Origin of the sequence: Bradyrhizobium sp. CB3481 (assembly GCF_029714305.1) — a bacterium.
Taxonomy (GTDB): domain Bacteria; phylum Pseudomonadota; class Alphaproteobacteria; order Rhizobiales; family Xanthobacteraceae; genus Bradyrhizobium.
The window spans coordinates 4,534,224-4,556,642 of record NZ_CP121647.1 but is presented as its reverse complement, the minus strand read 5'-3'; the positions used below and the strand labels follow the sequence as shown (position 1 = coordinate 4,556,642).

At 63.3% G+C, this 22,419-nt stretch carries 31 protein-coding genes and 1 pseudogene; 14 read left to right on the top strand and 18 right to left on the bottom strand.

The genetic code is table 11. The features are described 5' to 3' along the window. Positions 1 to 21: 21 nt before the first annotated feature. Complete coding sequence (locus QA643_RS22155) at positions 22 to 2,283, bottom strand: TonB-dependent siderophore receptor (RefSeq protein WP_283034882.1); 2,262 nt, start codon at positions 2,281 to 2,283, stop codon at positions 22 to 24. 324 nt (positions 2,284 to 2,607) lie between these two features. On the opposite strand from QA643_RS22155, the gene QA643_RS22150 reads away from it, so the two are divergent. The 3 genes from QA643_RS22150 (at position 2,608) to QA643_RS22140 (ending at position 4,158) form a co-directional block, all read left to right on the top strand. Continuing rightward, positions 2,608 to 2,787, top strand: a complete 180-nt coding sequence (locus QA643_RS22150; RefSeq protein WP_283028024.1) for a hypothetical protein — start codon at positions 2,608 to 2,610, stop codon at positions 2,785 to 2,787. A 121-nt stretch (positions 2,788 to 2,908) separates the two neighbouring features. Continuing rightward, the gene (locus QA643_RS22145; protein ID WP_283028023.1) at positions 2,909 to 3,784 is read left to right on the top strand and encodes a S1C family serine protease; all 876 of its coding nucleotides are present in this window, start codon (positions 2,909 to 2,911) and stop codon (positions 3,782 to 3,784) included. Beyond that, the gene (locus tag QA643_RS22140; protein ID WP_283028022.1) at positions 3,781 to 4,158 is read left to right on the top strand and encodes a LuxR C-terminal-related transcriptional regulator; all 378 of its coding nucleotides are present in this window, start codon (positions 3,781 to 3,783) and stop codon (positions 4,156 to 4,158) included. Before QA643_RS22145 ends, QA643_RS22140 begins: the two co-directional genes overlap by 4 nt. Positions 4,159 to 4,188: 30 nt before the next feature. Here QA643_RS22140 and QA643_RS22135 read toward each other — a convergent pair whose 3' ends face one another. Genes QA643_RS22135 through QA643_RS22120 form a run of 4 tightly spaced genes read right to left on the bottom strand, consistent with a single transcriptional unit; the run spans position 4,189 to position 5,340 of the window. Beyond that, complete coding sequence (locus QA643_RS22135) at positions 4,189 to 4,413, bottom strand: hypothetical protein (RefSeq protein ID WP_283028021.1); 225 nt, start codon at positions 4,411 to 4,413, stop codon at positions 4,189 to 4,191. Positions 4,414 to 4,418: 5 nt separating this feature from the next. Continuing rightward, complete coding sequence (locus QA643_RS22130) at positions 4,419 to 4,925, bottom strand: hypothetical protein (protein ID WP_283028020.1); 507 nt, start codon at positions 4,923 to 4,925, stop codon at positions 4,419 to 4,421. Positions 4,926 to 4,928: 3 nt separating this feature from the next. Beyond that, a complete protein-coding gene (locus tag QA643_RS22125) occupies positions 4,929 to 5,144 on the bottom strand; it encodes a hypothetical protein (protein WP_283028019.1) in 216 nt (71 codons plus the stop codon). Between the two features lie 13 nt (positions 5,145 to 5,157). Continuing rightward, positions 5,158 to 5,340 carry a hypothetical protein gene (locus tag QA643_RS22120; protein ID WP_283028018.1) on the bottom strand — a complete coding sequence of 61 codons (183 nt, stop codon included), beginning with the start codon at positions 5,338 to 5,340 and terminating at the stop codon, positions 5,158 to 5,160. Between the two features lie 205 nt (positions 5,341 to 5,545). Between QA643_RS22120 and QA643_RS22115 the strand changes: the two genes are divergently transcribed. After that, positions 5,546 to 7,168: an ABC-F family ATP-binding cassette domain-containing protein gene (locus QA643_RS22115; RefSeq protein ID WP_283028017.1), complete on the top strand. Its 1,623-nt coding sequence runs from the start codon at positions 5,546 to 5,548 to the stop codon at positions 7,166 to 7,168. 7 nt (positions 7,169 to 7,175) lie between these two features. Here QA643_RS22115 and QA643_RS22110 read toward each other — a convergent pair whose 3' ends face one another. The 3 genes from QA643_RS22110 to QA643_RS22100 form a co-directional block, all read right to left on the bottom strand. Continuing rightward, on the bottom strand, positions 7,176 to 7,568 hold the full coding sequence (locus QA643_RS22110) for an avidin/streptavidin family protein (RefSeq protein WP_283034881.1): 393 nt from the start codon (positions 7,566 to 7,568) through the stop codon (positions 7,176 to 7,178). A gap of 76 nt (positions 7,569 to 7,644) precedes the next feature. Then, the gene (locus QA643_RS22105) at positions 7,645 to 8,619 is read right to left on the bottom strand and encodes a glycerophosphodiester phosphodiesterase family protein (RefSeq protein ID WP_283028016.1); all 975 of its coding nucleotides are present in this window, start codon (positions 8,617 to 8,619) and stop codon (positions 7,645 to 7,647) included. Positions 8,620 to 8,715: 96 nt separating this feature from the next. Beyond that, positions 8,716 to 9,591 (bottom strand): dienelactone hydrolase family protein, encoded by an 876-nt coding sequence (locus QA643_RS22100; protein WP_283028015.1) that lies wholly within the window; start codon positions 9,589 to 9,591, stop codon positions 8,716 to 8,718. 111 nt (positions 9,592 to 9,702) lie between these two features. On the opposite strand from QA643_RS22100, the gene QA643_RS22095 reads away from it, so the two are divergent. Together QA643_RS22095 and QA643_RS22090 are read left to right on the top strand one after the other, a co-directional pair. Then, positions 9,703 to 10,578 carry an MBL fold metallo-hydrolase gene (locus QA643_RS22095; protein WP_283028014.1) on the top strand — a complete coding sequence of 292 codons (876 nt, stop codon included), beginning with the start codon at positions 9,703 to 9,705 and terminating at the stop codon, positions 10,576 to 10,578. A gap of 141 nt (positions 10,579 to 10,719) precedes the next feature. Then, complete coding sequence (locus QA643_RS22090) at positions 10,720 to 11,880, top strand: acyl-CoA dehydrogenase family protein (protein ID WP_283028013.1); 1,161 nt, start codon at positions 10,720 to 10,722, stop codon at positions 11,878 to 11,880. A 36-nt stretch (positions 11,881 to 11,916) separates the two neighbouring features. On the opposite strand, the gene QA643_RS22085 is transcribed toward QA643_RS22090, so the two are convergent. Then, positions 11,917 to 14,001, bottom strand: coding sequence for a HAMP domain-containing methyl-accepting chemotaxis protein (locus QA643_RS22085; protein ID WP_283028012.1), 2,085 nt, complete (start codon positions 13,999 to 14,001; stop codon positions 11,917 to 11,919). 182 nt (positions 14,002 to 14,183) lie between these two features. Here QA643_RS22085 and QA643_RS22080 point away from each other — a divergent pair. Beyond that, positions 14,184 to 14,931: pseudogene (locus QA643_RS22080) on the top strand (NAD(P)H-binding protein). Positions 14,932 to 15,019: 88 nt separating this feature from the next. Here QA643_RS22080 and QA643_RS22075 read toward each other — a convergent pair. Beyond that, the gene (locus tag QA643_RS22075; protein ID WP_283028011.1) at positions 15,020 to 15,274 is read right to left on the bottom strand and encodes a hypothetical protein; all 255 of its coding nucleotides are present in this window, start codon (positions 15,272 to 15,274) and stop codon (positions 15,020 to 15,022) included. A 213-nt stretch (positions 15,275 to 15,487) separates the two neighbouring features. Between QA643_RS22075 and QA643_RS22070 the strand changes: the two genes are divergently transcribed. After that, a complete protein-coding gene (locus QA643_RS22070; RefSeq protein WP_283028010.1) occupies positions 15,488 to 15,727 on the top strand; it encodes a hypothetical protein in 240 nt (79 codons plus the stop codon). Between the two features lie 18 nt (positions 15,728 to 15,745). Here QA643_RS22070 and QA643_RS22065 read toward each other — a convergent pair whose 3' ends face one another. Continuing rightward, the gene (locus QA643_RS22065; RefSeq protein WP_283028009.1) at positions 15,746 to 16,174 is read right to left on the bottom strand and encodes a hypothetical protein; all 429 of its coding nucleotides are present in this window, start codon (positions 16,172 to 16,174) and stop codon (positions 15,746 to 15,748) included. Positions 16,175 to 16,324: 150 nt separating this feature from the next. Between QA643_RS22065 and QA643_RS22060 the strand changes: the two genes are divergently transcribed. Beyond that, positions 16,325 to 17,113 (top strand): SDR family oxidoreductase, encoded by a 789-nt coding sequence (locus QA643_RS22060; protein ID WP_283028008.1) that lies wholly within the window; start codon positions 16,325 to 16,327, stop codon positions 17,111 to 17,113. 33 nt (positions 17,114 to 17,146) lie between these two features. Here QA643_RS22060 and QA643_RS22055 read toward each other — a convergent pair whose 3' ends face one another. Together QA643_RS22055 and QA643_RS22050 are read right to left on the bottom strand one after the other, a co-directional pair. Next, positions 17,147 to 17,314 carry a hypothetical protein gene (locus QA643_RS22055; protein WP_283035096.1) on the bottom strand — a complete coding sequence of 56 codons (168 nt, stop codon included), beginning with the start codon at positions 17,312 to 17,314 and terminating at the stop codon, positions 17,147 to 17,149. A gap of 14 nt (positions 17,315 to 17,328) precedes the next feature. Next, positions 17,329 to 17,562, bottom strand: a complete 234-nt coding sequence (locus QA643_RS22050) for a hypothetical protein (RefSeq protein WP_283028007.1) — start codon at positions 17,560 to 17,562, stop codon at positions 17,329 to 17,331. Positions 17,563 to 17,813: 251 nt separating this feature from the next. Between QA643_RS22050 and QA643_RS22045 the strand changes: the two genes are divergently transcribed. After that, positions 17,814 to 17,999: a hypothetical protein gene (locus QA643_RS22045; protein WP_283028006.1), complete on the top strand. Its 186-nt coding sequence runs from the start codon at positions 17,814 to 17,816 to the stop codon at positions 17,997 to 17,999. Positions 18,000 to 18,039: 40 nt separating this feature from the next. On the opposite strand, the gene QA643_RS22040 is transcribed toward QA643_RS22045, so the two are convergent. The 3 genes from QA643_RS22040 to QA643_RS22030 form a co-directional block, all read right to left on the bottom strand. Beyond that, positions 18,040 to 19,020: a hypothetical protein gene (locus QA643_RS22040; RefSeq protein WP_283028005.1), complete on the bottom strand. Its 981-nt coding sequence runs from the start codon at positions 19,018 to 19,020 to the stop codon at positions 18,040 to 18,042. 185 nt (positions 19,021 to 19,205) lie between these two features. Further along, positions 19,206 to 19,388 carry a hypothetical protein gene (locus tag QA643_RS22035; RefSeq protein WP_283035095.1) on the bottom strand — a complete coding sequence of 61 codons (183 nt, stop codon included), beginning with the start codon at positions 19,386 to 19,388 and terminating at the stop codon, positions 19,206 to 19,208. 10 nt (positions 19,389 to 19,398) lie between these two features. Then, complete coding sequence (locus tag QA643_RS22030) at positions 19,399 to 19,632, bottom strand: hypothetical protein (RefSeq protein WP_283028004.1); 234 nt, start codon at positions 19,630 to 19,632, stop codon at positions 19,399 to 19,401. A 327-nt stretch (positions 19,633 to 19,959) separates the two neighbouring features. Between QA643_RS22030 and QA643_RS22025 the strand changes: the two genes are divergently transcribed. Both QA643_RS22025 and QA643_RS22020 read left to right on the top strand, forming a co-directional pair. Continuing rightward, complete coding sequence (locus QA643_RS22025) at positions 19,960 to 20,331, top strand: hypothetical protein (RefSeq protein ID WP_283028003.1); 372 nt, start codon at positions 19,960 to 19,962, stop codon at positions 20,329 to 20,331. Positions 20,332 to 20,543: 212 nt separating this feature from the next. Continuing rightward, positions 20,544 to 21,134 (top strand): NAD(P)H-dependent oxidoreductase, encoded by a 591-nt coding sequence (locus QA643_RS22020; protein ID WP_283028002.1) that lies wholly within the window; start codon positions 20,544 to 20,546, stop codon positions 21,132 to 21,134. On the opposite strand, the gene QA643_RS22015 is transcribed toward QA643_RS22020, so the two are convergent. Further along, complete coding sequence (locus tag QA643_RS22015; RefSeq protein WP_283028001.1) at positions 21,128 to 21,277, bottom strand: hypothetical protein; 150 nt, start codon at positions 21,275 to 21,277, stop codon at positions 21,128 to 21,130. The two genes, QA643_RS22020 and QA643_RS22015, sit on opposite strands and share 7 nt — an antisense overlap. Positions 21,278 to 21,367: 90 nt before the next feature. Here QA643_RS22015 and QA643_RS22010 point away from each other — a divergent pair, with 90 nt between their 5' ends. Together QA643_RS22010 and QA643_RS22005 are read left to right on the top strand one after the other, a co-directional pair. Then, positions 21,368 to 21,709, top strand: coding sequence for a hypothetical protein (locus QA643_RS22010; RefSeq protein ID WP_283028000.1), 342 nt, complete (start codon positions 21,368 to 21,370; stop codon positions 21,707 to 21,709). A 229-nt stretch (positions 21,710 to 21,938) separates the two neighbouring features. Next, positions 21,939 to 22,121: a hypothetical protein gene (locus QA643_RS22005; RefSeq protein ID WP_283027999.1), complete on the top strand. Its 183-nt coding sequence runs from the start codon at positions 21,939 to 21,941 to the stop codon at positions 22,119 to 22,121. A gap of 24 nt (positions 22,122 to 22,145) precedes the next feature. Here QA643_RS22005 and QA643_RS22000 read toward each other — a convergent pair whose 3' ends face one another. Continuing rightward, positions 22,146 to 22,370 carry a hypothetical protein gene (locus tag QA643_RS22000; protein WP_283035094.1) on the bottom strand — a complete coding sequence of 75 codons (225 nt, stop codon included), beginning with the start codon at positions 22,368 to 22,370 and terminating at the stop codon, positions 22,146 to 22,148. Positions 22,371 to 22,419: the final 49 nt, after the last annotated feature.

Below are 22,419 nucleotides of genomic sequence, written 5' to 3'. Positions count from 1 at the left end.
TTCAATCAACGCCCATGCGCACTACCATTTGTACGACAGGCTCGCCGTCGCGCGGCGACGGTCACCATAGAAGCAGGCGTTCGCCGACGAGCAGTTCGCCACATAGACCGTGTCGGCAACGTTGATGACGTTGAGCGCCGCGCGCCAGTTCTGCCATTCGTAGTGAATGGTAGCGTCGCCGAGCACGACAGAGGGGACCGGCTTCGTATTGACATCGTCAGCAAAGGAGCCGCCGATATAGCGCACGCCGCCGCCGAGGCCGAAGCCGGTCAAGGGACCACTCTGGAAAGTGTAGTCGACCCAACCCGAGGTAAGTGTCTGGGGCGTGGCGGTCGGGACCTTTCCGATCAGCGCCGGGTTTGCGTCCTTGCTCACGAACAAATCGTAGCTCGTGAACGCGCCGACCAGCTTGAGACCGGGGAGTGGATTGGCGACGGCTTCGAGCTCGATGCCACGCGAGGTCCACTCGCCGTTCTGCATCTGCCTAGGAGGCAGGCTGCTTGGATCGGTGGTGAGCACGTTCTGGCGCTTCAAATCGAACAGGGCGATGCCGAAATGGCCATTGAAGCCGTTGGGCTGGAATTTCACGCCAACCTCGGTCTGTTGCCCCGTTTCCGGCAGTGCCAATTGGAGGGCAGACGTAAGGGTCACCACCGGGTTGTAACTGGTCGCATAGGAGACGTATGGCGCAAGGCCGGAATCGAAATTGTAGATTAATCCGGCTCGGCCGCTGAACTTGCTGTCCTCGCGGCTCTGGCTGGCCCCGATGTGGTTGTCGTTGTTGGTTGCGACCCAGTCGTTACGGCCGCTCAGCACCAGCGTGAAGCGGTCGAGCTTGATCTGATCTTGAGCATAAAAGCCGAGTTGCTTCTGGCTCAGCGTCGTATCCGGATTGAACGCGCCGGTGAACGCCGCGGTAGGCGCGTAGATCGGATTTAACAGGTTGAGCGACGGGGCGCCAATGGTAAATTCTTGCCGATCGTCGATGCGATAATGCTTGAGGTCGAGGCCGAACAGCGCGGTGTGACGGAGAATGCCGGTGTTGAAGCGGTATTCGAGTTGGCTGTCGAGATTGCCTTGGTTGGCAACGCCGCGGGTGAGGAAGTTGCCGCGCGCCAGCGAAGCGGTGGCAGGATCTCCGCCGACATAGCCAAGGCCGAAAAGTGTCGAGAGCGTAACGTCAACATGGGCGAAGCGGGCGTTCTGCCGGAAGGTCACATCATCGGAGAGGTTGCGCTCGAGCTGGTAGCCGAGCATTTCCTGCTCGCGCTTGAACGAATCGACGTGGGGATCGCTGGTGAACAGGCGGGTTGGGATCCGGCCGAACGGTGCATCGACCACGGTGCCGATATAGGGCAGGAAGTTCTCGCTGCGAGTCTCCAACTTCGAAGCTGATGCCAGCACGGTGAATGTCGTATCGGCGTCGGGCTTCCAGGTCAGCGACGGCGCGATGAAGTAGTTGTTGTTGGGCGTGAAATCGACCTGCGTGCCGCCGTTCTGGACCTGGCCGACCACGCGGTAGAAAAGCTGCCCGTTTCCAGGCGCGGTTGCGACCGGGCCGCCAAAATCGAATCCCAGGTAGGCATTGCCGAAATTGTTGACGCCGGTCTCGAGATAACGGATCGGCGCCACCGGCGGCGTCTTGCTGACGGCGTTGACGATGCCGCTCGGGCTCGAGCCGCCATACAACACGGCGGAAGGCCCACGCAGGACCTCGACGCGCTCGAGGTTGAATGGTTGCAGCTTCCAGCTTGCATAGGAGGTATAGAAAAGCTGCAGGCCGTCGAGGAAGAGGCCTACGTCTTCCGACTTGAAGCCGCGGATCAGGAACCAGTCGTTGCGGGTATCTGCGCCGAAGGTCCCCGCGACAACGCCCGGTGTGTAGCGCAGGATCTCGTCGAATTTGCCGGGCTTCTGGTCGCGAATCTGTTCGCTGCCGATGACCGAGAGCGACTGCGGCGTCTCCATGATCGGCGTGTTGGTCTTGGTGCCTGCCATCGAGTGGCCCGCGACATAACCCTGGACGGCGCCGCGTGGATTCTCGACGACGACACCCACTGAGCGTTGCGGCTGCGGCCGGCTCGTTCGCGCGGCCTGCGTTGCACGCCGCGTCTGCCGACGCTCCGGCGCCGCCACACGACGACGCGCTTCCGGTGCTGCGACGACAACCGGGGGCAATGACGCAGCTCCGGACGACGGCCGCGAAGAATTTGACTGAGCGAATAAGACCTGCGGCGACAACGCCAACACGGATACGGTCGCCAACGTGGCGACGCGCAACAAATCACTGGACTTCAAGGTTCCACCCCAACCTGCGAGCGCACTTCATTACGCCTTCCGAAGTTGGCGCAATGCCGCCGACGCATACGCGAGGGAGGGGCGATTCCTCTAATGGAAAGGTTCTTAGAGTCGCTCTTAGAAAACTTCCAGAATCTTTCGCGTGAGTTGTCGATTCACTATCGACACTCACTACTTGTGGCGCGACTTGTGGCGCGGGAGCCGGAGACGATTGCGTGCCGCGCCAAAAGGAACGGGTGGTTTGCCTGAGCATTGGGACCTGAACTGGATCGATGACAAGCGCCACCCACGGCATCAAATGGAATAGCCATGACAGCCATCAAGCAAAACCGCAAACCAAGTGGCATCGAACCCGAGAAGTCGGAAGACGATATTCAGCGTGAACAACTCAGGCCTCGCGGCGTGCCCAACGCGCCGGACCCTGCGAAGATGACGCCGCAGCGGGAAAAGAAGACGCCGAAGCACGTCGATCCCGGTCACACCGCGTAGTGCCTGGAGGCTGATAGCGATCGCGAATTTGAAGGAGCGGCCCTTAACCTCCCCATCAGGCTAGTTCCCGAACGCCATTTGAACTCCCAGATTGGACTCAAACAATCCAGGAGTTTCCGCCATGACCGAACCGGCCGCATCCATCCTTTCCTCGCTCTCCTCAGCCCTTGCCGAGATTGTCGCCCGCGCCAAGCCGACAATTGTCTCGGTGCACTCCCATCGCTCACGCGCCTCCGGCTTCGTCTGGAAGTCCGGCTTGATCGTGACGGCGGACGAGGGCCTTGCCGAAGAGGGTGAAGTCTCGATCAGGTTTTCCGATGGAACCGATCGGCCGGCGACCATCGCGGGGCGCGATCATACGACCGACATCGCGCTACTGCGCGCCGACACGGCGACTAGCACGCCAATCGTGCTCTCGTCCGCGATCCCGGATCTGGGTTCGCTGTCGGTCGTCGTTGCGGCCGAGCAGGGCGTAACGACCGCGGCGCTCGGGATGGTCTCTCTGAGTGGAGGCCGCTGGCGCAGCATGCGTGGTGGCGAGATCGATGCACGGATCGAGCTGGACATACGGCTGCGGCGTCATCACGAGGGTGGTCTCGTTCTCAATGCCGCCGGCGAAGCCATCGGAATGGCCGTTCAGGGCGTGCGGCGGATTCTTGTCATTCCCGGCGCGACCATCGCGCGGGTTGCCGCAAGGCTCGAAACCCATGGCCGGATCGCCCGCGGCTATCTCGGGCTTGGCTTGCAGCCGGTCGAGCTCGATGACGATATTGGCGCCATGGTGATGAGCGTCGATCGAACAGGTCCGTCGGCCGCGGCCGGCATTCAACAGGGCGACATCATCGTCGGCTGGAATAACGAAAAACTCTCGGGCGTCCGTTCGCTGCTGCGCTCGCTCGGTCCTGATAGCGTCGGCTCGGTCGTCGACGTCACCATCAGGCGCGGCGGCGCGCCGGTTCAGATCAAGCTCACGATCGGGGAAAGGGCGGAGGCGTGAGTGGGGAGGGGCTCCCGGTCATCGTGGTCGCCATCGAGATCGAGGATGCGGCGGTGGCTGACCGGCTCGCCTCGGCGCTCGGCGAAGCCCCCGGGATTCGCCTGGCGGCGCCAGGAGAGGAAGCGGCGGTCGCGCTGGTGTCGCGCGGGCCGCCGAACGTCGCTGCGCGGACCGATGTCGAGCTGACGCCGCGCGAGCGCGATGTGCTGCTGATGATGGCCGAAGGCGCATCGAACAAGACGATTGCGAGGCGGCTCGGAATATCCGTTCACACCGCCAAATTCCACGTCGCCTCGCTGCTCGACAAGCTCGATGCGACCGGCCGCACCGATGCGGTGGCGCACGCGGCGCGGCTCGGCGTGATCAACCTGTAAGGTTCCGGGCGACGCGCCGCCGTCCAATCCTTATCCGCGGCCCTTGTTGGCTGCGTGGTCTTTCAATTGCTCGGTTTGGGTCCATTTGCTGTCCTGGCCGCGATCGCGCGAATGCTCGGTCTTGTCGCGGTTTGAGAGCACCATGTTCTCGCCGATCAGCTCATCCTGGATGTCGGTCATCGCGCCGGTACCGGCGCCTTTCCCCTTGGTACCGGGGCCCAGATGCTTGCCGTCTCCGTGTGCTCCACGTGTCATGATTTCTATCCCTGTGGCTTTTGGGGCTTGTGGCCGGATTGGCCGGGATTGTTGTGCTTGTTGTGCTGGCTCTCTTGGTTGAGGCCGCCGCGGCTTACGGCAAATTCCGACTGACGGCCGTCGCGTTTGGCGATCTTCGCACCGCCCTCGCGCTGGATGCGCGCGGCATCCTCCTCGACCTGCCGCGCATCGGGTACGTCAGGCTTCCTTTCCAGGATACGCAGCTGCTGTTCATGCGTCTTCTTGCCCTGAAGCGGGGCCTTGCGCGCGCCGCTGTCGCGATCGTTTTGCGGCGGCCCGCGGCGCCTGTCGCGAACTTCCGCCTTGTTGATTCCGCCCTGCGGATTGGTGTCGTTCTCCAGATCGCCTTCGAACGTGTTGGCGCCGGCGAATTCTTCCAATTCGTCAGGTGTCACCTGGGCCATGTTCGCGCCCTTCGATCCGCCGATCATGGGATTGTGGACCAGATCGGCGTTGGTCGGTCTGTTCAGCTTCACATGCTTGGTGCTCATGGGTCACCTTGAAGCGGGATGCGTCCCGCCGCCTTTTCGTTCCGGTTCGTGCGTATGATGAGTATCGTGCTCGCCGCCGCCGCCCGATACCTTGCTGTGTCGCCGTTTCGGATCATCGGCGGATGGCTTATCGACATGCAACGGTTCCTTGGCGTTCTCGTGCGAAGCGCCCGGGCCGCCCTGGCGGATGCTTGCCGGCGTCTTTGTTGAGGTCGACATGATGCGCTCCTGGCTAGCGGTCCTGCTGATAGCCTTGATGGGTCGTATTCTGTGCGGTGTTGCCGGGCTGGCCCTGCTGCTCCGGATTGTCGATATGGCTGCGGCCCTTTTTCATCTGATGGGCATTGCCGGATTTCGGGTCGCCGGTACCCTTGTGGCTTTGATTGTCCTGCGGGACGGGCGGTGGTTTGGTCATGTTCGCTCCGATTCCTGCTTGCTTGAGCAGGGACAACGCCCGGCGATTGACGTGGGTTCTTATCGGCTTTCGGGAACTGCGATCACATCCTGCACGGGGAACACTGAGCCATGTCGCATGACCGGCCTGCCGGTTTCAGGGAACTTGAAGGTTCGGCCCTGATGTCCTAAGCAGCGGCCGCAGCGATTTTCCCCTCAGATAGCCAATGATCCGCCTCGATAACGTCAGCAAGCAAGTCGGCCACCAGATCCTCTTCATCGAAGCTTCCGCCGCCCTGCAGCGGGGCGAGAAGATCGGCCTTGTCGGCCCGAACGGGGCCGGCAAGACCACGCTTTTCCGGATGATTGCCGGCCAGGAAGTGCCCGATGAAGGCCAGGTCGCGGTCGATCGCGGCATTACCATCGGCTATTTCAGCCAGGATGTCGGCGAGATGTCCGGCCGCAGCGCCGTGGCCGAGGTGATGGACGGCGCCGGGCCGGTTAGCGTCGTCGCAGGTGAGCTGAGGGAGCTCGAGGCTGCGATGGCCGATCCGGACCGCGCCGACGAGATGGAGGAGATCATCGCACGCTATGGCGAGGTCCAGCACCGTTTTGAGGAGCTCGACGGCTATGCCCTCGACGGCCGGGCGCGCGAGGCGCTGTCGGGTCTCGGCTTCAGCCAGGAGATGATGGAGGGCAATGTCGGCGCGCTCTCCGGCGGCTGGAAGATGCGGGTCGCTTTGGCGCGTATCCTGCTGATGCGTCCCGACGTGATGCTGCTGGACGAGCCGAGCAACCATCTCGATCTCGAAAGCCTGATCTGGCTGGAGCAGTTCCTGAAGGGCTATGAGGGCGCGCTATTGATGACCTCGCATGATCGCGAGTTCATCAACCGCATCATCAACAAGGTCGTCGAAATCGACGGCGGCACGCTGTCGACCTATTCCGGCAATTACGAATTCTACGAGCAGCAGCGCGCGCTGAACGAGAAGCAGCAACAGGCGCAGTTCGAGCGCCAGCAGGCGATGCTGGCCAAGGAGATCAAGTTCATCGAACGCTTCAAGGCGCGCGCCTCGCATGCCGCGCAGGTGCAGAGCCGGGTGAAAAAGCTCGACAAGATCGAGCGCGTCGAGCCGCCGAAGCGCCGCCAGACCGTGGCGTTCGAGTTCATGCCGGCGCCGCGCTCGGGCGAAGATGTGGTCAGCCTGAAAAACGTCCACAAGGGTTATGGCAGCCGCAGCATCTATCAGGGGCTCGACTTCATGATTCGCCGCAAGGAGCGGTGGTGCGTGATGGGGATCAACGGCGCCGGCAAGTCGACCCTATTGAAGCTGGTGGCCGGCTCGACCGAACCTGATAACGGCACGGTGGCGGTCGGCGGCAGCGTCAAGATGGGCTACTTCGCCCAGCATGCGATGGATCTGCTCGACGGCGATCTCACGGTGTTCGAGTGGCTGGAAGAATCCTTCCCGCAGGCAGGCCAGGGCTCGCTCCGCGCGCTCGCCGGCTGCTTTGGTTTTTCCGGCGACGATGTCGAGAAGAAGTGCCGCGTGCTGTCCGGCGGCGAGAAGGCGCGGCTGGTGATGGCGAAGATGCTCTATGATCCGCCGAATTTTCTGGTGCTGGACGAGCCGACCAACCACCTCGACCTCGCCACCAAGGAGATGCTGATCAACGCGCTCTCCGAATTCGAGGGCACCATGCTGTTCGTGTCGCACGACCGGCATTTTCTTGCCGCGCTCTCCAACCGCGTGCTGGAGCTGACGCCCGAGGGCATCCACCAGTATGGCGGCGGCTACACCGAATATGTCGCGCGCACCGGGCAGGAAGCGCCGGGGCTGCGGAGCTGAGACGAGGCTATGGCATACGCACAAATGTATCGGCGTTGGTGCTGATCGAGCGCCACCAGCTCAGCTTTTCCCTCTTGCCGGCCGCGCCCTCAGCTGTCGCCTTGATCACGCTGTCGGCGACGACGAACCACATCGTTTCCATCTTCCCATCGCGCAAAAGGCCGGTGTAGGAGACCGCGGCATCTCCCGCCGCAGTTTCACCTCCGGCGACAAAACTGATGCAATCGCCCTGATGGATACCGACGATGGGAATTTCCTGTCCGTAGAAGCCGCTATCCCTCAGCGCGGTCCTGAAGGTGCCGCTGATCCTGCGATCGGCATCGTCGGTGATGTCAACGATGGAGCCGTACTGGTTTTGCCATTTGCCTTTCCACGTCATTGGTGCATCCCTTCCGCTCACGCCGACCAACGACAGCCAGCGAGGGATGTTCCGGTTCGCCTGAGGCAGGTTTCGGGCTCGGCACCAAGGCCAGGGGCTATTTGCCGGCGAGCGGCGCGATGGTCTCCATCTCGTTGGTCCAGATGCCGCCGGCATAGTTTGGCGGCAGCCGCGCAAACTGCTCGGCCGTATCGATGCCGGTCGAGAAGCCGCCGCCTTGATAGGGACCAAGTACGAAGACCTCACTACGGGCGGCTTTCATGCGGCTTAGGAAGCGGTCCGGCCAACCCCATAGAAACGGCGCGACGTTGACCGGCACCATCACCATCGCGTTGTGGCAGGCCCTTGGCACCATGCCGCTCCAGCCATAGCCGATATAGCCGAGCAGGCAGCCCTTGATGGTGGCACGCGAGATGGTTTTGATTTCAGGAAGGCGAGTGCGCACGATGTCGACCGGCTCGTCGCCGCCATAGACCATGATCTGTGCCTGGCGTTCGCTGGGAAGCTTGCTCAACACGTCCACCAGCTTCTCTCCCTCCGATGCATCGCGGCTCTTGACGTTGATTAGCAGGCGCTGTTGCGGGAACGCCGCCAGCACCTCGGCAAGCGTCGGCATCAGTCCGACGGCCTTGCCGCGAAACGGAAAGGTCTTGCCGCCATCGGATGTATAGCCATGGCCGATGTCGAGCTTCTTCAAGTATGCCATGGAGTGCTCGCGCGTGACGCCGTGGCCGTCGGTGCGGCAATCCAGCATCCAGTCATGGAAGACGGCGAATTCGCCGTCGGTGGTGGGATGAACGTCGAGCTCGACGATATCGGCACCGGCCGTAAAGCTGGCGCGCATCGAATCGATCGTGTTCTCCAGATATTGGTGGCCTGACGGCAGCATGCGCGCCGCGGTGCAGGTGTCGTTCGTCAGATCGCGCTCGTCGAAGCGCTGGGCAATGCCGCGATGCGCCAGCAGCACAGGCTCGCCGTCCTGGGGGATGGCGAGATGATTGGTGTTGTTGAGATAGACTGCCGCGGCGAAAACGGCGACCGCCATGGCGGCGTATTTGAGTTTCTTGTTCAAGGCTTGCCCCCGTATGCGAGGTGCTTTCGCTAGGCAGGATTTCTGGTCGATTTGCGGCACGGCGAAAGAAAATGCCCGAACGACGGTGGGCGCCTGCTAGTCCCTTAGCCGCTCCACAAACGCGATCGCGCGCTTCATCGCATCTTCAAGCGCCGAGCGATTGCCTGGAATGGATTGGCGTTGTCGTCCCGGGTCGTCAAAGCCATGCGTTGCACCGGGATAGAGGACGACGTCGATCTTGGCGCCTGCCGCAATGGACCGCTCGGCCAAGCTCTGGCATCTCGCCGGCGAGACCTCTTCATCATCCGAGCCGAGCAGCAAGGTGATGGGCGCGGTGGTCGCGAGATCGGGTGCAAGCAGGGCTTTCGGTCCGCAGCCGGGATAGAGCGCCAGCGCCGCGCGATAGCCGGAGGTCTTCCTGCCTTGCCGATGCATCACATTCAGTGCCGTGCTGCCGCCATTCGACCAGCCCTGCAGGAAGATACGATTTGCAATGACGTCGCGCTGATTGCGCAGCCAGTTCAGCGCGCCCTCGGCGTCGAGCGGCCGCACCGTCTTTTCATTGACATCGGCGCGATCCGGATCGTCATGGGTGAAGCGGCCGAAGCCGTGCGCCTTGCCGCGCGGCCCAAAACTGTCCGGAAGCAGCGCAACGTAGCCACGCTCGGCCCAATACCGGCCCCACATTAGGTGCCGCTTCGACAGGCTGCTCGCGTTACATGCGGATGGGCTGGTGCGCGATACCAACGTACAACCCTCGTTGACATTGGCCGAGTAGGGCCCACCGCGGCCGTGCAGCATGACGATGGCGGGGTGAGGACCTGGCGTTTGCGGCTTGAAGAGATAGGCGACGATCTCAGTCGAGCCGTCGGCGCTCGGGAAGAATACCGTCTCGGGCGCCGCGAAGGCGGCCGCAGCCGGCAGCGTTGCAAGCATCAGCAGGACCACAAGCTGAATCGGTCGAATAGCCATCTGCGCAGTATTAGCAACATTTCGGGCGGCCAGGACAAGGACGCATCGCGCTTGGCTTGTGGAGACTGGAACCCGCAGCTACGCTGATTAAAAAAGGGGAGCGAAACGGCAATGAAGCAACTCAGAATCGGGGACATCACCATCGATGCGGTGATCGAGCGCGAGGGGCCGTGGCGCCGGCCGCAGGATTTCTTTCCGGCCTACGACGAGGCGGTCTTCAAGCATCATCTCGCCGGCATGGAGCCCGAGGTGTTCGACACGGCGCTCGGCATGATGGTGATCACCTACCAGACCTTCGTCGTCCGCACGCCGCGCTACACCATTCTGGTCGATACCTGCACCGGCGAGGACAAGGGGCATCCGCCGCCGTTCGACTTTCCCGGCAAGGAGCGCTGGCGCAACGAGCTGTTCGCGCTCGGCGTCTCCTACGAGCAGGTGGACTACGTGTTCTGCACCCATCTGCACATCGACCATACCGGCTGGAATACCACGCTGCGCGACGGGCGCTGGGTGCCGACGTTTCCCAACGCCAAATACATATTCCACAAGCGGGAATATGCGGCGTGGGAGGCGGAGAGCGCCAAAGGCGCCAATCCGCCTGGCACGGTTTTCCGCGACAATTGCCTGCCGATCATGGAGGCCGGACAGGCCGTTCTGGTTGACGACGACTACGCGCTCGACGATACCGTGACCCTGACGCCGACGCCGGGACATTCGCCCTGTCACTGCTGCGTCAACATCTTCTCAAGGGGCAAGCGCGCAGTGGTGGCCGGCGACCTCATGCATCACGTGATTCAGTGCCGCGAGCCGGAATGGTCGGCCAAGCCCGATTGGGATCCGAAGCAATCCGCGCTCTCACGGCGGAAATTCTTTGCCTCGGTCGCCGGCACCGACACGCTGATCCTGCCAATTCATTTTCCGACGCCGACCGCCGGTCTGATCACGGCGGATGGCGACCGTTTCGATTATCGTTTCAAAAGGGACTGACTGACCGAGCGGCGGAATTCCAAATTCCGCGCGGTGGGACCTCCGCGCCTGGCGCAACGGCACCGCGCGCAATTGCGCTGTGCAGGGCGAGCGGGTTTGAGCTAGTGCTCCTCAAACCGGTAACGCAGGCAGGGACGTGCGATGAGTGACGATGAACAAACGGCGATGATCCGCGAGACCGTGGCGAAGTTCGTGGATCGCGAGCTTATTCCGTTGGAGCCGCACTACCTGCAATCCAAGCTGCCCGGCGCCAGTCGTCCCCGATTGACGGATGCGCAGCGCCAGCGCCTGCGAGACGTATCGAAGGAGCTGGGGCTATGGGGGCTCGACGCGCCCGAGGACCTCGGCGGCCACGACCTGCCGACGCGCACGATGGCCGCCGTTCACGAGGAGCTTGGCCGCACCTGCGTGCCCTTCGTGCTGCCGCCGGACTCGCCGAACCTGCGCATGCTGCAAGCGGTCGGCACCCCAGTCCAGAAGGCGAAATACCTTCAGCCCTATATCGAGGGGCGGATGAGCTCGGCGATCGCGATCTCCGAACCCGGCGCCGGCGGCGATCCGGCGGGCATGAAGACCCGCGCCGTGCTGGAAGGCGATCAGTGGGTGATCAACGGCCGCAAGATCTGGATCACCAATGCCTCTAGCGCTGATTTCATCATCGTCATGGCCCGCGTCGGCAGCGACCAACGCCAGGGCGGCATCACCTCCTTTATCGTCGAGAAGGGAACACCGGGCTTCATCATCGAGCGCGAGATTCCGATGCTGGGCGGCGAGCCGACCTACGAAATCGTGTTCGAGGATTGCCGTATCCTCAAGGACTTGGTGCTGGGCGAAGTCGGCAAGGGGTATGCACCGATGCAGCTCCGGCTGCGCACGCGGCGGCTGGAGATGGGATCGACCTGCATCGGCATTGCGAGGCGGGCGCTCGACATGTTGTGCGAGCACGCGAAGCAGCGCGAGACCTTCGGCGTGAAACTTGCCGACCGCCAGGCGATCCAGTGGTGGATCGCCGACATCTCGACGCGCATGCATGCCTGCCGGCTGATGGTGCGCGATGCCGCCGACCGGACCGATCGCGGCGAGGACATCCGCCAGGAAGCCTCGATGATCAAGGTGTTCGCGACCGAGATGGCCTATGAAGCCTGCGACCACGCCATGCAGACGCTCGGCGCGCTCGGCATGACGCTGGAACTGCCGCTCAACGCCCTCTGGCAGAAAGCGCGGCTGATGCGGATGTATGAGGGACCGAGCGAGGTTCACCGCCAGGCGATCGCGCGCCGCGTGCTCGGGCTGCGCGGATAGGTCGGTCGAGGTGGGTCGACCGATCCGCTATACGGCTTACGCCGCCCGCACTTCCGAGAGGAAGCGGTTGACCTGGCCGGCGAGATCCTTGGACTGCGAGGACAGCTGCTCGGCCGCGCCGAGCACCTGATTGGCGGCGGCGCCGGTATCGTCGGCGGCCTTCTGGACACCTGTGATGTTGGAGTTGACCTCCTGGGTGCCGCGCGCCGCTTCCTGCACGCTGCGCGAAATTTCCTTGGTCGCCGAGCCCTGTTCCTCGATCGCCGCCGCAATCGCGGTGCCGATCTGGTCGATCTCGCCGATCACGTTGGCGACGTTCTGGATCGCCGTCACGGTCTGGTCGCTCGCCGCCTGGATCGCCGCGATCTGTTCGGATATCTCGGTGGTCGCCTTGGCGGTCTGGCCGGCGAGCGATTTGACCTCGGAGGCGACGACGGCGAAGCCGCGGCCGGCATCGCCGGCGCGCGCGGCTTCGATGGTCGCGTTGAGTGCGAGCAGGTTGGTCTGCGCTGCAATGCTCTGGATCAGCGTCACGACGTCGCCGATCTTCTGCGCGCCTTCGGCCAGCGAGCGGGCGGTCTCGCCGGTGCGCCGTGCATTGTCGACGGCGCGGGCCGCGATTTCGGTCGATTGCGCGACCTGGCGGCCGATCTCGGAGATCGAGGAGGCCAGCTCCTCGGTGGCGCTGGCCACCGTCTGCACGTTGGCGGAGGTCTGGTCGGAAGCTGCGGCGACGATCGCCGCCTGACGGTTGGTGAGCGTTGCCGTCGACGACATCGACTGGGCGGTGTCTTCCATGATGGAGGACGCGGCCGACAGCCCGCCGACCAGCTCGGTCACCTTGGCTTCGAAGGCGCGGGTGAGCTCGTCGAGCATCTGGGCGCGGCGCATCTTGCCGTCGCTCTCGGCGGCCTTCTCGGCCGCAAGCCGTTCCGCCGCGATCATGTTATCCTTGAAGACGCGCACCGCGGAGGCCATCGCGCCGATTTCGTCGCCGCGCTCGGCACCGGCGATGTTGCCAGAGACGTCGCCGCTGGCGAGCTGCGACATGGTGGCGGTGAGGTCGACGATCGGCTTGCAGACGCGGCGGCGCACCATCACGATCAGCGCGGCGCTGGCGGCGACGACCGCGACCAGCCCTGCGAGCGCGATCAGGAAGCTGAAACGCGCGGAGGAGTAGGCCAACCCCAGAACGTACTCGGCGTTGTTATAAAAGGCGTCTCGGACTTCGACGACGGCGCCGAGGCCGACTTGGGATTCGGCATAGAAGAAATCGACATTGTGCTCGTACTTGCCCGAGGCCGCGCCGTCCTTGACGAGCTTCAGCTCCTTGCCGAACCTGCCGACGTAGATCTCGTTCATCTTGTCCAGCGCCGCGGCCACATTGGGCGGCGTGGCCGGGTTGCCGCGCAGCTCCTGCAGCGACATCAGGATCTGGTCGGCACGGGCCTGCGAGCGTGAATATTCCATCTTCTCGGCCTCGGTCGCCGCGCGATTGGCGCCGACGAGGTTCTTGTGGATGCTGGCGTTGTAGCCGCCGACGTCGCGCAAATTCCAGGCGATGTTGGCGTAGACCGCTTGCCGATAGGCGTCGCCGTCCAGCTTCGCCATGCGGCGCACCTGCTCGTCGAGCAGCTTCGTCACCGCGGCGTTGAACACGGCGTTGTCGGCGACGATCTTTCTGGCGGCATCCTTGCGCGCCTCGGCCGGGCCGTCCATGGCCTTGTCCATGGCCTCGCGCAGCGCGTTGAATTTCACGTTCAGGTCGTCAATGCCGCTACCGATCGCCGCAGCATCGTCGAGGCTGCTGGACAGATTGTTGCGGACCGCGTTCATCTTGTCGCGGGCGCCGTCGGTGTTCTTGCGAAGCTTTTCGTTGAGCTGCTTGCGGATTGCCGGATCGATGGCGGGCGGCCCATAGAGGATGTTGGTGGCAAAGCCGCGCTCGGAGTTCATGTAGCGCGGGATGTCGCCGACGGCGCGCACCACTTCCAACCGGCTCTGGGCCAGCGAGACCTTCTCCATGGTCTCGTATTTTGCGACCGCCACATAGACGGCGAGCCCGCCACCGACGGCGGAAAGCGAAACGATGGCGGCAGTCAGGAGGGTACCGATTTTCATGGGGATTTTACGCCAATTGGACGGGTACGTAAGGTGCGGGCCACTAGTATAAGTGGTGCTAATTAATCAGAGTTTACCTGCGAGTTTACCTGGGCGCTGTCACACCAGCGCCTTCCGGCTCGTCTTGATGGCAAGAGCTGTGGGTTTTCGCCTCGCGGCGCTCGGGTGGAGGAGCTTAGAACATGAAGATCGTCATTATCGGCGGCACGGGCCTGATCGGCTCGAAACTGGCGCCGTTGCTGCGGGCGCGAGGCCACGAGGTGCTGCAGGTCTCGCCAAGCCGGGGTGTCAATGCCGTGACCGGGGAGGGCCTGCAGGCGGCGCTTTCCGGCGCCGATATCGTCGTCGACGTGTCGAATTCGCCCTCGTTTGAGGACAACGCCGTGCTGCACTTCTTCGAGACCGGGACGCGCAACCTGGTCGCGGCGGCGAAAGCTGCCGGCGTCCGTCATTGCGTCGCGCTGTCGGTGGTCGGCACCGACCGGCTGGAGAGCAACGGCTATTTCCGCGCCAAGCTGGCGCAGGAGCGCCTGATTGTGGCGTCCGGCCTCGCCTATACGATCCTGCGCGCGACCCAATTCTTCGAGTTCGTCGGCGGCATCGCGGATTCCGGACGCAGGGATGGCGAGGTCCATGTCTCCAGCCAGTTGATGCAGCCGATGCTTTCCGACGAGGTCGCAGAGGCGCTGGCGGATGTGACGCTTGGCGAACCCGCGCGCGGCATCCGCGAGGTCGCGGGTCCTGAAGCTGCGCCGCTGTCCGACTTCGTCGGCCGCTGGCTGCGCAAAAAGGGCGATACAAGCCGGATCGTGGCCGGCGCCGAGGTGCCGTATTTCGGCGCGCCGCTGGCGTTGCGGTCGCTGGTGCCGGACGACGGCGCGCGGATCATGCCCGACACGTTTTGATGATTGGCTGGGCAGGGCGATGTAGTTGGTAGGATGGGTAGAGCGCAGCGAAATCCATCAATGCCGGCGTTCGTGGTGATGGGTTTCGCTGCGCTCTACCCATCCTACATCGTTCAGCGCATCTCTTCGGTCGTGCTCTTTGCGGCGGAACGGGGTTGCGCCGGTGCTTTGGAACCCATCTCCTGACAGGGCAGCTGCATCCATGTGCCGTCGGCCGCCTGTTGATAGGCGTGGCAGGAGGACGAGGCCGGCGCCTCGGTCGCTTTCGCCGTGTGCGAATGCGCGCTGGAGTTTCTGGCCAGCGTCGGCGCGGCCAGGGTGAGGAGGGCGGCCGCCGAGCCGAAGAAGATCGCTTGCCCTAGTCGCATGGGAAATTCTCCTTTGTCGAAAGCGAATGCTTTCTTCCTAAAAGGAATTGTGGAAATTTTTCGAAGGGACCGCGAGCATTGCCAGCGCTTGCTTAACGCTTTGCAAACGCAGCGCGGCGGTTGATGCGCCGCAGGGCGAAATCTGTCGTTCCGCGGAGGAACCAGTTCCTTCGGCCGGGCGTTGGCCTGCATCATGCTGAAGGCACGGCCGTCATGCGTCCGGAAAAATCACTCTTCAGTGCGCTCTTGACCCATTTCCTGATGGGCGTGGCGCTCGGGCTGTCGCTGGTCCTGCTGCTCGGGCTGATCGATGCTTTCCATGTCAGGGATCTCGTCGCCAAGAGCGCGGCCCCTGTCCAGACCGCGGTGATGCTGATCACGACCTACGGGTTGATGTTCGGCATCGGCTCGGCGTTGACCGGTTTAGTGCTGACGCTGGAAGACGAGAGCTGAGATCGGCGGCTTGCATGATCAGCGGCGCAGGCGCGCGATCGTGCCGGCGACGATCTGCATGGTGATGCCGATGACCCATCCCGCCATGATCATCGATGTCCATGCCAGATGCGGATCGTGGCGCAGCACGATGACACCGACGCAGGCGAACGCCGAGAATGCCGCGAGGAAGGTGCCTACCGCGCTGAGCAGCTCCGGCGCGTCGATCTTGCCGACCCAGGCGCCGTCTTTGGCCGGGCCGTTCGCTGCACCGGGAGGCGGCGTATCGATGCCGAGATAGAAGCCGACAGCGCCGCCGGTCATCATCAGCAGCAGAAAGGCCTGACTGGTAAGTACCGCGTAGCTGGTTCCCACCAGCGCCGCCACAAACAACCCGCTTGCCGCGCCTGCCATCGCAAGTCCGAGGCGTTCCAGAACGTGGGCGACCTTTCGAACGCGGGTTTGCATGGGTGAGCCCGCCAGTGACAAATGAGAGACTAGGACGGTTTCCGGGAACCTGAAAGCAACCTAGCGGTGAAGTTGGTACGCCGGATCGATACCGCGTAGCATCGAGCTGCAACTAGATACCGATGGCGCAATAGCAAGGGGGTCAAAGCGATGAGCCTTTTCGACAATCCATTCGATCCCGTGCGCGAAGCGGCGCTCGTCACCGGCGCCGGCAACGGCATCGGGCGCGCAATCGCGCAGGCGCTGGTCGGCGAGGGTGTGCGCACGGTGTTTGCCGATATCAATCGGGACACGGTGACGGCGGCGATCAAGTCGTCGGCCCGTCCGGACCTGGCAATGCCCTGGGTCGGCGATCTCGCCGATCCCGCGGCGAGGAATGCGCTGCTGAACGAAGCAGCCAATGTGCTCGGCTGCGTGACGCATTTCGTGCACAGCGCCTCGCCGCCGCGGCGCGAGAGCGATCATATGTTCGGCGTCACTACGGAAATCTGGGCGCGGATGCATGCGGTGAACCTGGAGGCCGGATTTCATCTATCGCGTGAATTGGCGCGAAAGCTGGTCGCGGGCAAACAGCCCGGCTCGTTCCTGCTGCTCACCTCGCTGCATGCCGGCACGCCGCGCAACCTGCCGCATTACTCGACGTCGAAGGCGGGGCTGTCGATGCTGGTGAAAGAACTGGCCAAGACGTTCGGCCGCTTCGATATCCGCGTCAATGCGCTGGTGCCCGGCGCGATCGCGGCCGGCGGCTTCGTCGCTGATCCTGCGCTCGCCAGGCATATTCCGCTCGGCCGGCTTGGCGAGGCGAACGATCTGGCGCCGCTTGCGCTGGCGGTGCTGTCGAACCGGATCTCGGGTTATGTGACAGGCGCGGCGATCGTGGTCGATGGTGGGCTGTCGCTCACGAACTGGTTCGAACCGCCGGAGCTCGGGGAATTCTAGGGCGGGTTAGCTAATCTAATCCGCCCTTCGGATTTAATCCGCGCGATGCATCGAGAGCTGATGCTTGGCGTGCCATTTCGGCCCCGGTCCGCGCATGTAATGCAACTCGGGCCGGTAAGGATTGCGGGCGACGTCGAGCAGCCTGTTCCATTCCATCGCGGTCTCGATCAGGCGTCGGAGGAGCAATTGCATGGCCAGCATGGCGGCACCTCAACTCAATGCGACTTGCCGAGGACGGACGAAAACGGCAGGGCGAAGATTTCGTTGTTGAGATCGTCGCTGACGTGCAGCGTCCAGTCCCGCCAGTCTTCCGGATCCTGCAGCATGATCAGCGATTGCACGACACGGGCGGCGTGGGCGCGCACCTCGGCGAAGTTTTCGACGGCTGCACCGCGCTGGGCAAAGCCTGCGCCTTCGGAATTGGAGCAGTGGAAATAGACGTGGGCCATATCCGACTCCTGCATTGCGATTCACACTCGAAAATACCAAGCGGGAGCCCGGCTTAATATTCGGGGAGATTGCGGACGGGATATTACGGGGGCCGGCGACTTGTGGTGGAACTGCGCAAATCGCTAGACTTTTCTGAAAATTTATTCATCGCCGCGGCAGGAACGAGAGTTCCTGTTCTGCCGTTTTAGTGGGCAAGTTGCTGATATCCGCGAGCCTCGCGACACGGACCGATGAACCCCGGGAGAGCGTCATGATGTCGGAAATGCAGATCCACACGATCGCGCGTCAGATGATGGAGAAGCACGGCCTCACCGCGATTGCGCAAGCGGCGCATAACGCGCAGTCTTGCGAGACCAAGGGCGATATCGAGGAAGCCAAGGAGTGGCGTCATATCGAAGACGCCATGAAGCTGATGCGGGGACCGCATCAGAGTTAGCATCGGGCCGGATGCGATGCGTCGCATCCGACCAATGATTTTACCGCAGTGGCATCGGCGGGCGCACCACCGGCTCGCCGTCATCGGCGATGGTCTGCCGAGGCGGCGCGGGCGGCGGCGGTGCGGCGACCTGCACCGGCGGCGGCGCTGCAGGCGCGGCCGCCATTGGCGCGGGTGAATACGAAGGCGAATAGGAAGAGATCGGTTTCGGCTTGCGCACTGGTGGGGCGGCCGGTCGTACCGGCGGAGGCGGCGCTACGGCCGCGGGGGCCTTGACCTCAGAAGCTTTGGCCAATTCACGCGCCATCTGCGCCTGGCTCGCCTTGAGCTGGGCGATGGTGGATTTCAACTCCTCGACCTGCTGTCCCATCGCGGCGAGATCCCGCGCCATCGATTGCAACTGGTCCGTATCGGCAGAAGGCGCTGGCGCCACGGCGGCGGTGGTCGCGGATTCGGGTTGAGCGGGGGCCGCTGCTGCCGCAGTTGCCGGTTGAGCGGCCTGATCGGTTACGGCGGTCTCCGTCGCCGGCGCGACCGGCTGCTCGGCGAGGGCCGGCTTGGCTGTCGAAGGCAATGCCGCCAGCAGGAAGGGCGGCGTCCATTCGGCAGCCATCGCCTTGGCGTCATCGCCATAGTGCTGCCAGGCCGCGGCAGCGATGGCGCCGACAAGACCCAGCAGCGCCATGAATATGCGCTTGACCCATTTGGACATCGGCCGGTCGTCCAGGGCCTTGAGACGATCGACCTTGATCTCGCTTGCCTTGTCGTTCTTGACGCCGATTTCGCGGCTGACGTTGATCTCGGGGGTTTGGGGGGCGCTGAAGGTGGGTTCGGCCTGCCGAGCCGGCGCGCCGATTGAAATCGACGGCGCGACTTGAACTGGCGCGGCTGCCGGGGGTGTCGCCGGGTCATGCGCCAGCGGCGGCGCCTTTTCGGCCGGCGGCATCTTTTCGGCATGCGCGTGCAACAGCGATTCGATCGCAAAGACGTCGTGCGGATCGGTGTCTTTCAGCGTTGGCATGGATTGCATTGTCCCTTGCTCAGTCCAATGCCACCCGGATTAGGGCGGCGAGCATGCGTGCTGCGTGGAAAAATCCTCTGCCCGGCCTCAACACGGCCAGCGAGGTTTGACCAAAGCAAGGCAAACTCGTGGAGAGGTTGGGGCCGCGGCGGGCGAGGGCCGCGGGAACCGGGGGAAAATCGGCCTTAGAGGGCCGCGCCGGCGATGTCGGCGCGATGCCGGGCGTGCCATTTCGGACCGGGGCCGCGCATGTAGTGGCGCTCGGGACGGTAGGGGTCGCGGGCGCGCTCGATCAGGCGGTGGCAGCGTGCCAGCATCGCGTCGATGCGGCGGAGCAGCGGCATGAAGGGCGGGCGCGCCGGAAGCATGGCTTTTCTCTCAGTGCGGCTTGCCGAGGACGAAGGCGAAAGGCAGAACGAACAGCTCGTCGTCGAAATCGTCGTTCACATGTACGACCCAGTCGCGCCAGTCTTCGCCGTCGCGACCCATGATCATCGAGCGGACGATGCAGGCGGCGCGGTCGCGTGCCTCGGAAAGATCGCTCACCGCTTCGCCGGACCGGTCGATCCGCACTTCCCGGGAGTTTGAGCAGTGGAAATAAACCTGGGCCATGGCGGCCTCCTGCGTTTGAACCGTTCTGCCTTATTGGTTGCAGGATAGCCGCGCCGGGTTCTTGCCCTCTGTGATGCGCCTCACAGTGACTACTTAAGATTTTATTAAGACTGTGGTGGTGAAGTTTTAGGCATATGGAATCGCAGCGGAACCGGACCTCCCGAGCCGGCAGTTGCAAGAGAAGGCCGGCGGCGTAACGCCCGTCGGCCTTTTCTCTTGGCGGCTGTCTTGGCGGCGACGCGCCATCTCACAGCGCTGTGAATCGGCAACCGGAACAGCGCCCGGCTTCGCTCGTTCGTCCCTCATACGTGAATGGAGGAATGAGCGATGATGAAACTGAAGCTGCTCGGGGCGGCTGCTCTCCTGGCGACGGCGTTTGCGACGCCGGCAATGTCGCAGGAAGCAACCCAGGAACCCGGCATGATCGGGTTCGCCTACCCGAATTCAAATTATCTGCGCGGCGGATACGGCGTGCGTACGCCGAGCCGCTATGACTATAGCTACTACAACGAAGGCTATTACGGGCCTCGCGCGTATTATGGACCTCGCGTGTACTACGGGCCGCGTGCCTATTATCGGCCTGGCCCGGTTGGGCTTGCAGCCGGCGTAGCCGCGGGCGCGATCGGAACGGCGGCGGCAATCGCGGGCGCGCCGTACGTTGATTCCTATGCCTATTATGACGGGCCTGGCTATTGGTAGAGCTGGACGCGTAAACTGCAACGAAGCGGCCGCAAGGCCGCTTTTTTGTTGGCCCATCCAGAGATTAGCTGAGGTCCATGAAGCTCGGCCTTAGCTGCCTCGATCTGTCGTCAGGTTCATTTGCCGCAAGCGTGAAGCCTTGCACGCGACGGGCGCGCATGGTTCGACTGCATCCAATGTCTGAAGATCCAGTGTTTGGAGGTTGAGGTCCCATGAGCAACCGCGTTCTCGTGTTCTACGGCTCCTATCGTTTCGACCGCATGGGCATTCGGCTGGCGCATTTCGTGGTCGACGGATTTCGCGCGCGGGGCGACGATGTCGAGCTGATCGATGCCAAGGCGGTCGGCCTGCCGATCCTGGAGCGGATGTACAAGGAACATCCGAAAGGCGGCGCGCCTGATGTGCTGGAAAAGCTCGCCGGGCAAATCCGCGGCGCCGATGGGTTCGTGTTCGTCACCGGCGAATATAATTGGGGGATGCAGCCGGGGCTGAAAAACCTCACCGATCATTTTCTGGAGGAATGGTTCTGGCGGCCGGCGGCGATCGCGAGCTATTCGGCGGGCCGCTTCTCCGGTGCGCGCGCCGCGCTCGCCTGGCACGGCACGCTTTCGGAAATGGGCATGGTGGTGATTTCGAGCACGATCGCGGTCGGGCCGATCGCGCAAACGCTTTCGGAAGACGGCAAGGCGACGGGCGAGGGCGGGAAAGCGCTCGAACGCGCGTTTCCGCGCTTTGCCGATGATCTTGCCTGGTGGATGGAAGCGGCACGGGCGCAGCGCGAGCGCAAGAAGCCGCCTTACTGAGGCGACCGATGCAGCTTCAGGCGGGCGCGCTTGCTGCTGATTAGCAAGGCGGCATGGCGCTTGCCGCGTGCCCGGCCTTCGAAGCGCAAAAGTCTTGCCCACTTTTCGCCATGCGCGGGCAACAGATTGGTGTTGCTCTTCATCTTCGGCCTCCCGCTTTTCGCTCGTCGGGCTTACTCATCGGGCTTACTTTGCGGAAGCGCCGCCGATCGCTCCATGCACGGGTAAGAATAATGTCGCCAGCAAAGATCGGCTGTGGCCTGCTTGTTGTTGCCGTGCTGGCCGCGCTTAGCGGTGCTGCGATCGGCGCGCAGAACCTCGATCAGGGCAAGCCGGCGCAAAAATTGTTTGCCGAAGGTTGCGCGTCCTGCCACCGCAGCCCGCGCGGGCTCGCCAAGGGCCGCTTCCAGCTCACCCTCTATCTGTTTCTGCAAAAACACTATTCCAGCGGCTCGAGCTCGGCCTGGGCGCTGGCGTCGTACCTGGATTCCGTCGACAGCGGAAAGCGCGTGGCTGCGAAGCCCGCGAAATCCGCCTCGCGCACCTCGTTTCGCCCGCCGGCGCCGGTGCGATAGATCAGCGCGATCAACCAGATCGCATCATGATCTCATCTTCTTGTGCATAATCTCCCTGCAAACGCCTCACGCTCGTCCGAAAGGTAAAATCGACTCCTGTTTTTCGGAACAGATTGTTACGCCACGGCTTGCTCACCGGGCCGCTGCGAAATCTCCCCAAGCCCGTCATCTTTTCGACGCGCCCCGGCATAGCATCATCCTTGTAAGTGTGGCGTGGGGAGTGACGATCATGGTGGTGGCTGAGCTGCAGACCAAGGTGGAAAAGTACGAGAGCAGGGCCTCCAGATGCGAGGCGCAGGCGCGCGAGGCCAAGGACAAGGCGCAGCAGACCTTCTACGAGGTGCTGGCCGGTTACTACGCGAGTCTCGCGACGGATTTCCGAAAGATTCTCGAAAAGCGAATGGTCGCGTAGGGCACGGCGCCCTACAACGCTCCCTTAAGCGCCGCCGATTGCGCGGGTGATCGAGCCGCTGCCGCCGCAATGCGGGCAGGGCGCGCCGCTGACGCGGCCTTTGCCATGACATTCGGGGCAGATGTCCTCGCCGGTGCCGGGCGTGCCGCGTGCGGCTTCATCGCCGGGATTGAGCATCGGGTTGGCTGCCTGCATCTGGGCGTTTGAGCGCTTCTTTGTGCTTTGCGAATTTGGTGCCTTGTTCCGCATGGCGAGTGCTCCTTGCTGTTCGCCCATAACGCCGGTGCGACAAAGAAGT

Bases quoted from the DNA above. Each gene is read 5' to 3' on its own strand.
- QA643_RS22135 (WP_283028021.1), bottom strand. From the start codon at position 4,413: ATGACACGTGGAGCACACGGAGACGGCAAGCATCTGGGCCCCGGTACC.
- QA643_RS22000 (WP_283035094.1), bottom strand. From the start codon at position 22,370: ATGCGGAACAAGGCACCAAATTCGCAAAGCACAAAGAAGCGCTCAAAC.
- QA643_RS22015 (WP_283028001.1), bottom strand. From the start codon at position 21,277: ATGAAGAGCAACACCAATCTGTTGCCCGCGCATGGCGAAAAGTGGGCA.
- QA643_RS22020 (WP_283028002.1), top strand. From the start codon at position 20,544: ATGAGCAACCGCGTTCTCGTGTTCTACGGCTCCTATCGTTTCGACCGC.
- QA643_RS22100 (WP_283028015.1), bottom strand. From the start codon at position 9,591: ATGGCTATTCGACCGATTCAGCTTGTGGTCCTGCTGATGCTTGCAACG.
- QA643_RS22050 (WP_283028007.1), bottom strand. From the start codon at position 17,562: ATGGCCCACGTCTATTTCCACTGCTCCAATTCCGAAGGCGCAGGCTTT.
- QA643_RS22065 (WP_283028009.1), bottom strand. From the start codon at position 16,174: ATGCAAACCCGCGTTCGAAAGGTCGCCCACGTTCTGGAACGCCTCGGA.
- QA643_RS22025 (WP_283028003.1), top strand. From the start codon at position 19,960: ATGATGAAACTGAAGCTGCTCGGGGCGGCTGCTCTCCTGGCGACGGCG.
- QA643_RS22055 (WP_283035096.1), bottom strand. From the start codon at position 17,314: ATGCTGGCCATGCAATTGCTCCTCCGACGCCTGATCGAGACCGCGATG.
- QA643_RS22030 (WP_283028004.1), bottom strand. From the start codon at position 19,632: ATGGCCCAGGTTTATTTCCACTGCTCAAACTCCCGGGAAGTGCGGATC.
- QA643_RS22150 (WP_283028024.1), top strand. From the start codon at position 2,608: ATGACAGCCATCAAGCAAAACCGCAAACCAAGTGGCATCGAACCCGAG.
- QA643_RS22075 (WP_283028011.1), bottom strand. From the start codon at position 15,274: ATGCGACTAGGGCAAGCGATCTTCTTCGGCTCGGCGGCCGCCCTCCTC.
- QA643_RS22085 (WP_283028012.1), bottom strand. From the start codon at position 14,001: ATGAAAATCGGTACCCTCCTGACTGCCGCCATCGTTTCGCTTTCCGCC.
- QA643_RS22060 (WP_283028008.1), top strand. From the start codon at position 16,325: ATGAGCCTTTTCGACAATCCATTCGATCCCGTGCGCGAAGCGGCGCTC.
- QA643_RS22090 (WP_283028013.1), top strand. From the start codon at position 10,720: ATGAGTGACGATGAACAAACGGCGATGATCCGCGAGACCGTGGCGAAG.
- QA643_RS22040 (WP_283028005.1), bottom strand. From the start codon at position 19,020: ATGCCAACGCTGAAAGACACCGATCCGCACGACGTCTTTGCGATCGAA.
- QA643_RS22125 (WP_283028019.1), bottom strand. From the start codon at position 5,144: ATGTCGACCTCAACAAAGACGCCGGCAAGCATCCGCCAGGGCGGCCCG.
- QA643_RS22045 (WP_283028006.1), top strand. From the start codon at position 17,814: ATGATGTCGGAAATGCAGATCCACACGATCGCGCGTCAGATGATGGAG.
- QA643_RS22010 (WP_283028000.1), top strand. From the start codon at position 21,368: ATGTCGCCAGCAAAGATCGGCTGTGGCCTGCTTGTTGTTGCCGTGCTG.
- QA643_RS22035 (WP_283035095.1), bottom strand. From the start codon at position 19,388: ATGCTTCCGGCGCGCCCGCCCTTCATGCCGCTGCTCCGCCGCATCGAC.
- QA643_RS22070 (WP_283028010.1), top strand. From the start codon at position 15,488: ATGCGTCCGGAAAAATCACTCTTCAGTGCGCTCTTGACCCATTTCCTG.
- QA643_RS22130 (WP_283028020.1), bottom strand. From the start codon at position 4,925: ATGAGCACCAAGCATGTGAAGCTGAACAGACCGACCAACGCCGATCTG.
- QA643_RS22145 (WP_283028023.1), top strand. From the start codon at position 2,909: ATGACCGAACCGGCCGCATCCATCCTTTCCTCGCTCTCCTCAGCCCTT.
- QA643_RS22005 (WP_283027999.1), top strand. From the start codon at position 21,939: ATGGTGGTGGCTGAGCTGCAGACCAAGGTGGAAAAGTACGAGAGCAGG.
- QA643_RS22115 (WP_283028017.1), top strand. From the start codon at position 5,546: ATGATCCGCCTCGATAACGTCAGCAAGCAAGTCGGCCACCAGATCCTC.
- QA643_RS22120 (WP_283028018.1), bottom strand. From the start codon at position 5,340: ATGACCAAACCACCGCCCGTCCCGCAGGACAATCAAAGCCACAAGGGT.
- QA643_RS22095 (WP_283028014.1), top strand. From the start codon at position 9,703: ATGAAGCAACTCAGAATCGGGGACATCACCATCGATGCGGTGATCGAG.